Annotated in this window: 5 protein-coding genes and 1 tRNA gene; all 6 read right to left on the bottom strand. The window is 69.6% G+C overall.

All coding sequences use genetic code 11. The features are described 5' to 3' along the window. Window positions 1–82: 82 nt before the first annotated feature. The 6 genes from OC439_RS28290 to OC439_RS28265 all read right to left on the bottom strand — a co-directional run bounded on the left by OC439_RS28290 (window position 83) and on the right by OC439_RS28265 (window position 9,649). Window positions 83–3,544: a LamG-like jellyroll fold domain-containing protein gene (locus OC439_RS28290; RefSeq protein WP_262016127.1), complete on the bottom strand. Its 3,462-nt coding sequence runs from the start codon at window positions 3,542–3,544 to the stop codon at window positions 83–85. 116 nt (window positions 3,545–3,660) lie between these two features. Beyond that, window positions 3,661–6,858, bottom strand: coding sequence for a DNRLRE domain-containing protein (locus tag OC439_RS28285; RefSeq protein ID WP_262016091.1), 3,198 nt, complete (start codon window positions 6,856–6,858; stop codon window positions 3,661–3,663). A gap of 717 nt (window positions 6,859–7,575) precedes the next feature. Continuing rightward, complete coding sequence (locus tag OC439_RS28280; RefSeq protein WP_262016090.1) at window positions 7,576–8,409, bottom strand: MerR family transcriptional regulator; 834 nt, start codon at window positions 8,407–8,409, stop codon at window positions 7,576–7,578. A gap of 47 nt (window positions 8,410–8,456) precedes the next feature. Further along, window positions 8,457–9,008, bottom strand: a complete 552-nt coding sequence (locus OC439_RS28275; RefSeq protein ID WP_262016089.1) for a kinase — start codon at window positions 9,006–9,008, stop codon at window positions 8,457–8,459. A 39-nt stretch (window positions 9,009–9,047) separates the two neighbouring features. Continuing rightward, complete coding sequence (locus OC439_RS28270) at window positions 9,048–9,302, bottom strand: hypothetical protein (RefSeq protein ID WP_262016088.1); 255 nt, start codon at window positions 9,300–9,302, stop codon at window positions 9,048–9,050. Window positions 9,303–9,573: 271 nt separating this feature from the next. Continuing rightward, window positions 9,574–9,649, bottom strand: a tRNA-Lys gene (locus OC439_RS28265). Window positions 9,650–9,664: the final 15 nt, after the last annotated feature.

Genomic DNA, 9,664 nt, shown 5'->3' with positions numbered 1-9,664 from the left:
AGGGGTTGGGGGAGAAGAACGGGGAAAGGTCTCGCGTGCCGGTGGGCCCGCCCGGGAGCGGGCGGACCCACCGCCTGTCACGTCAGAGCGAGAGTTGTTCGCGGACCTGGACGTTGAGCTTCTCGATCAGGACCTTGTCGGCCACGCCGTCGTAGACCCGGACGTCGTCGACGGCGCCGGACAGGTGCTCCTTGAAGGCGCCGTCGAGCCAGGCGCGGCCCAGCTGCACCCCACCGGTGGCGACAAACGGCGACACCAGCTGGATCGCCTCGGTGAAGGACCCGTTGACGTACAGGGCCATTTCGCGGGCGTAGCCGTTGTAGACGAGGGTCAGGTGGTCACCCTTGCCGACGAGCTTCGGCGCCTCATCCGTGGCCTTCGTGGTCCACTCCGGCGCCACCGTGTCGGTGCTCGCCATCGCCAGTTCCCACTGCCCGGCGTTGTTGCAGCGCACGACGACCGAACTGCCGTTGGTGCCCTTCTGCGAGAAGACGGTCATCGGGGTACCCGCACAGTTGCTGGTCAGCTTGACCCGGGCGCTGATCGAGAAACTGCCCGCCATGTCCGCGTTGGTCGACGTGCTGGCGTAGCTGTCCGCGTTACCGGTCAGCGCGAGGTGACCACCGCCGAGCAGGGACAGGACCGGGTGCTTGAAGACCGTCGCACCGCTGCCCAGAGTGAGTCCCGCGCCACCGCGTTCCTCGGGGCTGACCTTGTTGGTCTCCGCGTTCAACCGCCAGTACGCCTTGCGGCTCGGCGCCGTCTTCTGCAGGCCGGTGACCTCGTCGGCGATGATCAGCCGGTCGAAGACGGAGACGTCCGCCATCGCCCCTTCCCAGTTGTCGGCGTAACCGCTCTTGGTCAGCACACGGCCGATCTGGAGCGGACCGCGCGCCTTGGTCAGCGACCTGCGCTGGGCGATGCGCGGGGCGTTGTTCCCGATCTGGAGCGACATCTCCTTCTTCGTCCCGTCGAAGATGGCCGTCACGTACGTCCAACCCGTGGTGGCCGCCGCACCGTCGACCTGCCAGCGGCCCAGTGAGTTGACGTCGTTGACCGGCATCCGGAAGAACCAGGATCCGCCCTCGACGCCCAGCGCGAACCCGGGCTCACCGGTGCCGTCCTGGCTGACCGCCACCTGCCGGCGGCCGGCATCGTCGACCTTGAACCAGCCGGTGACGGCGAAGCTCGCCGACGTGTCGGTCAGGACCGGCTTGCTGGTCGTGAGGTGGGCGTCGGCCGTCCCGTCGAAGCGGGCGGCGGTGTCGGACGTCCCACCCGGACCCTCGACCCCGAACGTGACGCCGGATCCGGCCGTCGCGTCGTTGTCACCGAGCCCGTCGCCGGCGCCGTCCTCGCCCGCGACCTCGCCGAGCGACCACTGGGCGGTCGGCGGCCGCTTGCCGACCCGGAACGTGCACGAGGCGATGCTGCTCGAACGGCCGGCCCGGTCGACGGCCTGGACGTTGATCGTCCGCGGGCCCTCCTTGTCCGGGTACCAGTTCGGCAGGGTGACCGGCCCGCCGTCGGTCGTGGGCCGAAGCACGTTCACGCCCGGCGCCGGGTTGGTGTTGAAGCCGTACCGGTACTCCACCACGTCCGTTGCGGCGGAGTCGAAGACGAAGTTGCCTGGCACACCGATCGAACCCAGCCACTCGTCGCTCTCGATGCAGTTCGACGCGCTCGCCGTCCCGTTGTCGGCCGCGTCCTGCGGCAGGTACACCGCGGAGTCGACGTCGGGCGCGCTGGGGCTGGTCTTGTCGTAGAGGAACTGACAGACGTTGCGCGAGCCCTCACTGCTCCACGGACCCCAGCTGGTGTTGTCGCTGGCCCGTACCTCCCAGGAGATGGGGACGTTCTGCGCGATGTCACTCGGGACCGTGTACGAGAAGACCGATCCGCTGGCCTTCAGCGGAGTGGTGTACGAGCGCGTCTGCAACGTCCCGCCGGCCGGCGTCCAGGTCACCTTGAACTCGGCCTTGATCTGCTCGGTGTGGGCCGAGGAGTGGTCCGGGTCCCGCAGCACCGCGTTCAGCCGCGGCGGCACGTCCACGTAGGGCGCACCGGAACCGTACACACACTGCCCGCCGGGGGACATGGTGAGTTCGTTGAGGTTGGCGATCACCGGCGCCCGGTTGTAGCGGACCGAGAGGACGCCGTTGTCGCAGAACCGCTTGGTGTGCGTCGAGTCGCTCTCACTGACCGACCGCAGGCCGAGGGTCACGTTGCTCCAGCCCTTGGTCACCGCCTGCTGCACCGCGGCCTTCGCGTTCCACTCCGTGTTCTGGTTGGTGGAGGTACAGGTGGCCTGCGTCTTGGTCGGTGAACTGGTGGCGAGGTGCGTCGCTCCGGACCAGCCCGAGCCGCCGGGTTGGTTGCTCCAGTTGGTGGAGGAGGTGATCCCGGAGGGCATCAGGTAGAGCGCCGCCGCCCGGGCGGTCGAGTTGTAGACGTGCTGCAGGGTGACCCGGAAGGTGGCCTCCAGGATCGTCTTGCCCGAGTAGGGCGTGGCGAGCCGGTAGAACAGGCGCTTGATCTTCGAGTTGTTGCAGGAACTGGGGCAGAGGCCGATCCGTTCGTGCCGCTTGCCGTCGAACTTCCAGTACTCCTCGTTGGGGTAGCCGCTGTCCACCATCGCCCAGGCGCTGTTGGTGCTGCTCTGCCAGACCGGGTCGATGTACAGCGGGAACGAGGCCCCCGGATCGGTGAGCATGGACCGGTCCGGGATGAGGGTGAGGGTGTTGTCCGAGTAGTCGAGGCCGACCGGAGCCACCTCCGACGTGTCGCCCGGCCCTTCGGCCGAGGCCGCGCCCGGGTCGGTGGACGAGGCGTCCAGCGACCGCGCCGCGGCCGCATCGCCCCCCTCCTGGCTTCCGCTGTCCCACATGGTCGGCGCGTCCGCCTCCAGGACCGGGTTGTCGGTGACCGGGTCCAGGGCCACCACGCCACCCTCGGCCGTCTCCTCGATGGTCAGGCCCACCGCGGTGACCCCGAGCCGGAGGTTCTGGAGTTCCGGCAGATTGGCCGCCTCCGGCGTCTTGACCACCAGTACGTGCGAGAAGCCCTCGACGGTGACGTTCGTGACCAGGTCGACATCCTGGAACACGTTCGGGTAGGTCGCCTTGCTCTCCTCGACCACGGGGGCGGGAAGCGGCCCGTGCGGCCAGGTCAGAGTCATGCTCTTCTGGTCCCGGGTGACCACCATCAGCGGCGCGGTGCCGCCCTGGGAGAGCTGCATGCCGAGCAGCGCGGCGGCCGGGCCGTACGAGCCGTCGGGCTGGACCACCAGGGTCGAGTCCGCGGGCACCCAGGCGTCTCCCTGGGTGACCCGCACCGGCTGGGTGTGGCCGTTGGCGATGAGCGTGCCATCCGGCTGCGCGAAGACGTCGCGGTACTCGGTGCGGTGCGCCAGCACCTCGACCGGCTGGTTGAGTGCCCTCGCGGCCACCAGCGCCTCGGCCTCGGTGTCCCGGACGAGGTCCTCGGAGGCCGCGGCGGTGCGCGGCGCCGCCTCCGGCGGCTGGACGAACACCGCTGTGGACATCAGGCCGGCGAGGCCGAGCGTGAGGCCGAGCGTGAACACCCGGCCCCGTTTTCTCGTACGACGGGCCACCCTCTGGTCCTCCCCCGCTGGATAACTGCTCATGTCGATGGTCTTCATCAGCTGATCGCCGCCCCGAACGCGCTGTGCCCGGTGGGGAGACCGCCCTGTCCCGGCTGCCAGGTGATGCTCGGGACCGTGTTGCCCGCCTTCAGATCGGACCAGGTGAACCCGTATACGGCGTCGGTGCCGTAGGGGGTGCCCACGTAGAGCCGCTCCGAGGTGGCCGAGAGCGAGGCGCCGACCAGTTCCTGGGCGCCGGCCGTCCCCGGCATGCCGCCCGATTCCCGGTGCAGCGTGGTCGGGGTGCCGATCGGATTCGCCAGCGCCGGGAAGATACGTACCCGTCCGGAGTCGGCCACCGACGTGCCCGCGTCCTCACCCGGCACGCCGATCGCGACGAACATCGTCGCGTTGGTGCCCTCACTGCCCGGCGAGGTGTTCACCACCACGACCTTCTCGCCGAGGTAGTCACCGTCCTCCGAGGCGTACGTGATCGCGGGCAGTTCGGTGAAGGTGTTCGCAGCCGTGACGTGGAACCGGTGCACCAGCCCGGCGTCCGGTGCCGGGGTGTTTGTGGCCGCGACGACCAGGTCCTCACCCGGCACACCGACGACGACCAGCGAGTCGGCCTGGCCGGCGGGAGCACCGACGGGCCGGTACGGCGCGATCGAGATCGACTTGCCGAAGTTGTCGTTGGCCTCGGCGTCGTTCGAGACGTTGGCGACGTTCTGCTCCAGGCCGGCGGCGAGGGTCGGCAGCCCGTTGCTCAGCGTGTGGCTGAAGACGTTCACCGATCCGGCGAAGGCCTCGGTGCCGATCGCCTCGCCCGGGGAACTGACCGCCCAGTGGTACGTGGAGGCGGCCACCGCATAGCCCGTTCGGTCGTCGATCTCGGCCGCGCCCGGGATGCCGCTGCCCTGGGACATCGCCACGTTGACGTTGCCTCGGAGGTAGTGGACGATGCCCGCCAGCGCACCGCCGGTCAGCCCTTCACCGGGCGCGCCGATGACGAGGTACGGCTCACCGCCGGCCGTCCGGCTGCCGGCGACGGCGAAGCCGAACCAGTCGTACGCCTCGGCCGCGTCGGGGACGTTGGCGCTGTCCTGGTGGTACCAGACGGCGGGCGGGCCCTGCGCGAGGCCGGCGGGTGATCCGAACAGCACGTAGACGACACCGGCCTGGGCCTGGCCGCTGACGGCCTGGTTCGGCACGCCGACCGCCAGGTCGGTGCACCCGTCGTTGTTGGCGTCGTACGCGGCGATCGACGTGCCGAAGCGGTCACCCGCCTCGGCTGCACCGGGCATGTTCGCGCCGCCCTCGTGCAAGGTGTGCACGGTGGTGCTGCCGCCGTACGTGACGTTGATCCGGCCGGCACGGATCTGACCGTTGACAGTGGCCTCCGGGTCGGCGATCGCGATGTCGGCGACGCCGTCGCCGTTGAAGTCGCTGTCCGTTCCGCCGGTGCATCCGGTGACCGGAGTGGCAGTGGTGTACACCTGCATCTCGCAGAACGACGACCAGACGTCGCTGCCGGAGACGCCGTCGGCGGCCTTCACCCGCCAGCGGTAGATACCGCCGTCGACGAAGGCGCCGGCGGGAACGGTCGCCGCCACCGTGGCGCCGGAGGCGACGTTGCTGGACGACGCGGAACCGATCGCCTTCTCCGCGTTCATCGCCCACCACTCGAAGGTGACCGTCATCGCGGTGCCGTCGCCGTCGGCGACGGTGGCCTTGAGCTGCGGCGTCAGCGTGTTGACGAGGGGACGGCCCGAGCCGGTCGCGCAGGTGGTGGCGGGGACGGTCGACCGGGCCGTCACGGTCGGCCGCGAGTTGTAGGTGACGCTGGCCTTGGGCACCTCGGTACTGACGGCGGCGTTGCGGGAGCGGAACTGCTTGAAGGACTTCGAATCGGTTTCGTCGGTGGCCCGAAGACCCATGTCGGCGCGGGTGTCACCGGCGTTCGCCGCGCGCTGGAAGAACGTGGTCCCGCTGATCCCGATCCAGGCGTCGTTGCAGCTGGTGTCGAAGCCGGCTGTGGCGAGGGTGGTCGCCTCCTGGTTGTTCCACGTCGGCTGGGTGTCCCAGATCATGTCGTCGGCCACCGCACCCACGGTCCAGAGCTCCCACGACCGGCCCTCACACAGGGGCGACCACCAGTTCCAGAACGAGACGGTGGCGGAGGTGATCTGCTTGCCGACGAGGGCCTCGGTGTCCCAGCGCAGCAAGGACCGGGTGACGGGTCCGGTCGGACCGAGCCGGCCGAGCCGGAGGTCGTCGGTGCCGCCCCGGTTGACCGTGTCGCCGGCCTGGATGTACGTGTCGAAGGTGGTGTACAGCGGGTTGATCGTCGGGTCGATGACGATCGGGTACTCCCGCTTGGAGTCGTTCAGCCAGCGCAGGTCCGGGGTCAGCGTCAGGTCGAGCCCGCCGGTTCCACGGGCCTCGGCGGCGGGGGCGATCGTGGATGCGACAGCCGTCTCGGCGATGGGGTTGCCGAGCGTGTCGACCCGCGCGTCCCACATTCGCAGCGCGGGGGTGTGCGCGACCACCCGGCCGGCGGCGTCCTCGATGGCGGTGTTGCCGCTGGCGTCGCGGACCGCCCGGGCGGCGTTCGGCCCGGTGATCGGCAGTGTGAGGCGGGCGACCTGCTTCACGGCGCTGCGGTCCTTGACGACGAAGAACGCCTCCATCCCGGCGCGGGTCGCCTCGACGACCAGGTCCACCCCGGGCAGCGTGTCGACATAGGTGGCCCGTCCGCCGTCCAGCTTGGGCTCGGGCAGCCGGCCGGCCCAGCCGACCGCGAGACGGTCCGCTCCGTGGCCGAGGACGGCCAGCTCCGGCGTACCGCTCGGCTGCGCGCCGGAGACGACGAGATCGAAGGGGTGCGCGATGGCGGCGATCCGCCCGTCCGCGCCCTTGCGCAGGGTCAGATCGACCGGAACCCACTGGTCACCGCGCCGGATCCGGCTCGCGCCGACCGAAAGCTCGGCCCGGAACTGACCGTCCGGCAGTGCGTAGACCTCTGTCGTCTCCGACGTGAGGCTCTTGACCTGCACAGGCTTGCCGGACTCGCGGGCGGCCCGAAGGGACACCGCTTCATCGGTCCGGCTCTCCACGCCGCCTGTCACGCCGTCCGGTCCAGCGGCGAGAAACTCCGCCGGTTCTCCCGGTACGCCCGCCAACGCGGCCGCCGTCAGTACGGCGACGCCCGCAGCCAGGCACGAACGGACAGTGGCCGTCACTCGACGTGCCACAAACCCTCCCCCGTGTGCTTTCCAGTTGTGCGAGCGGGACTCTAAGGGCGTCCTGCCTCAGCGCACAAGGCCGGACACGTTCCGTCAGGACGGATCACGCCGAAATGGACATCCGATCGACAGGTCAACACGCTCAGTGATCAAACTCGTCCTCCACATTGGAACTCACGGCGGCTGCCGCATCCACGAGTGGCGACGCCGGGCGGCCCGGTCGATCTTCAAAACCGCAGATCAGTAGATGGTTGCCGCAGTCAACTGACCCCGCGCGGACCACTTCACCATTGCGAACCATTTTCATGCATCGTCATCTTCGAATATGACACGGCGTAGTCGCCATTGATCGAACAATCAGCCGATGCGGCCCTCGTCCATAGGGAGGCCGTGCCGGACCACTCAGGTTCATGGACACACCGAAATGGCGGCGGAGGGCGTCACGCCAACCGCTCGGGCAGGTCATCGGTCCAGCACGGAGCGCCGAACAGTGACCGCGTAAAGACGATTCGTATCGTCAGAACATCGAGCGATATTCGCCGCATTCGGGCATCGGGATCGCCCTGGTCCGCGGAGTGACGCGTTGGTGATCATCATGCGGACGCGAGCGAGGTAATCGGCGAAGACGATTACCAGTCGAAAGCAATGCGGCACCGATCGTCAGGGTCTGGTCGACGTTCTGATATCCGGGCTGCGGACCGGTTCAGCGCTGAGGTCCTCCGTGGGTCACTCCGGTCGGCGTTCGACAGGGGCGCTGCTCAGTACGCCGTCGGGTCGCACCTCCTGGCGCAGACGCGCGAGGTTGACGAACCGGTCGCCGTCGGGCGGGACGGCGTCGAGCAGGCGCAGGACCACTGTGCAGTACTTGGCCATCGTGTTGCGGCCCGGCACGAAGACGGACAGCTCGTCGTGGGCGTCGGGCGTCTGCACGATCAGGTCGGCGGGCAGGGACGGCAGCGTCTCCGGGATGCCATCCACCGCGACCTTGACCGTCCAGAACGGCCCGGTGCCGTCGAGTACCCGCCGGTCCTGTTCCGGTGTCTCCAGCGCCAGCGTCCGCCACGGCTCACCCAGGCAGGTGACGCCAGCCTGCCGCACCGTGGTGACCAGGTCGGCCGCCGCCGCCGTGATGATCTCCTCGGCCCGGTCCCACTCCTGCGCGTCCCGGCCCAGCGGTGTGCCGGGCACGAGCCGCGCCACCACTGTCGTGGCCGGCACGTGCCGCAACCGCGGTTCGGGCTGCGCCTCGAAGACGGCGCGGGCCGCCGCGATGGCGTCTGCCTGAGCCTGCCGTTGCCGGCTGACCTCGTCGCTGTGCCGGTCGAGCAGGGCGATCGCCTGGTCCGGTTCGTCGAGGGCACGCCGGACCAGCTTGACGCTCATCCCGGTGTCCCGCAGCAGGGTGATCAGCATAGCCCGTTCCACCTGGTCGAAGGCGTACGAGCGGTGGCCGGTCCGCCCGTCGACCTCGGCGGGCACGAGCAGCCCTTCGGCGTGGTAGAAGCGCAGCGCCTGCGGCGACAGGTGACACATCTGGCTGAACTCGCTGATCGACAACATGACCCCAGACTGCCCCTTGCGGTAACCGGAAGGGCAAGTGACGCCGGCTAGCGTCTGTCGTCGTCGCGCCCGTCCTGGGGCAGCCCGGAGACGGCCACGATCGCCTCGACCGCCTCGTCCAGGCCGGTGGTCTCCGGGAGGACGAGTTCGCCGGGCCAGCCCAGGACGTCGTGCGCGGCGTACCAGCCGCTCATCTGCTCGGCGGTGAAGTCACCCGCCTGCGGGCGGGTCAGATGCCGGCGCAGCGTCTCGCCCAGCGACACGTCCAGGTAGCAGAACAGCGACCGCCCCCGGTGGCCGTCGCGCAGCGAGGTCAGCACGTCGCGGTAGCGGCCGGTGTACAGGATGCCTTCCAGGACCACGTGGTAGCCGTGGTCGAGGGCGAACCGGACGGTCTGCTCGATCAACGCGGGGGCCACGCCGCCGGCCTTGTCCCGTTCGCGCAGGACGATGCGGCGCAGGTAGTCCTGTTCGACGAGGGCGCACCCCCGGCCGTGCCGGCGTCGCAGCTCGCGGGCGATGCTGCTCTTGCCCGAGCCGGAGTTGCCCCGGATGCAGACGAGGATCGTGTCCGAGCTGCCGGTGGCCTCAGCGGACACGATCCCTCCCTGGCGTCAGGTACCGCAGGCGGATGCCGATCAGGCCCGGGTGATCACCAGGAACGCGTACCCGATCACCTTCGTGCCGTCCCAGTTGTACATGGGGCGGCACGCCTGGGGCTTCGTCCACGACGACTGGTACTTGGGCCGGGCGTCGTTGCAGGCCTTCAGGGTCGAGTAGGTCGGGCTCGAGTAGTCCGCGTACGCGGGCGCGCCCAGACCGAGCACCAGGGCGCCCGCGACCGAGGTGGCGGCGACGAGGCTGCGGATCCGCGGCCGTCGGAAGGCTTTCATGTCTTCTCCCATTCTCATCGTCGTCGCCCGACCGTCCATCATGGCCGCACGACCATGATCAGCTTAGGGCGGCGGCACAAGGCGCACCCCCGGGCCGGTTTCCACCCCGCCACCAGGCTGGGCCGCGCCCCGGTGGAACGTCATGGGTGCCTTCCGGCCCGTTTGACAACCGCGGCGTTCCACCCACTGACGATCACCCCGCCGCACCGGCACCCGCGTACGCGAAAAAGGCCCCGACCGGCGTGGAACGCCCGGTCGAGGCCTTGATCGTTGGTGCGCCGCCAGGGACTCGAACCCCGAACCCGCGGATTAAGAGTCCGCTGCTCTGCCAGTTGAGCTAGCGGCGCTCGCTGACAACGGGA

The sequence above is a fragment of the Micromonospora sp. Mcm103 genome (genome assembly GCF_024519755.1).
GTDB classification, from domain to species: Bacteria; Actinomycetota; Actinomycetes; order Mycobacteriales; family Micromonosporaceae; genus Micromonospora; species Micromonospora aurantiaca.
This window is presented reverse-complemented; position numbering and strand designations above follow the sequence as displayed.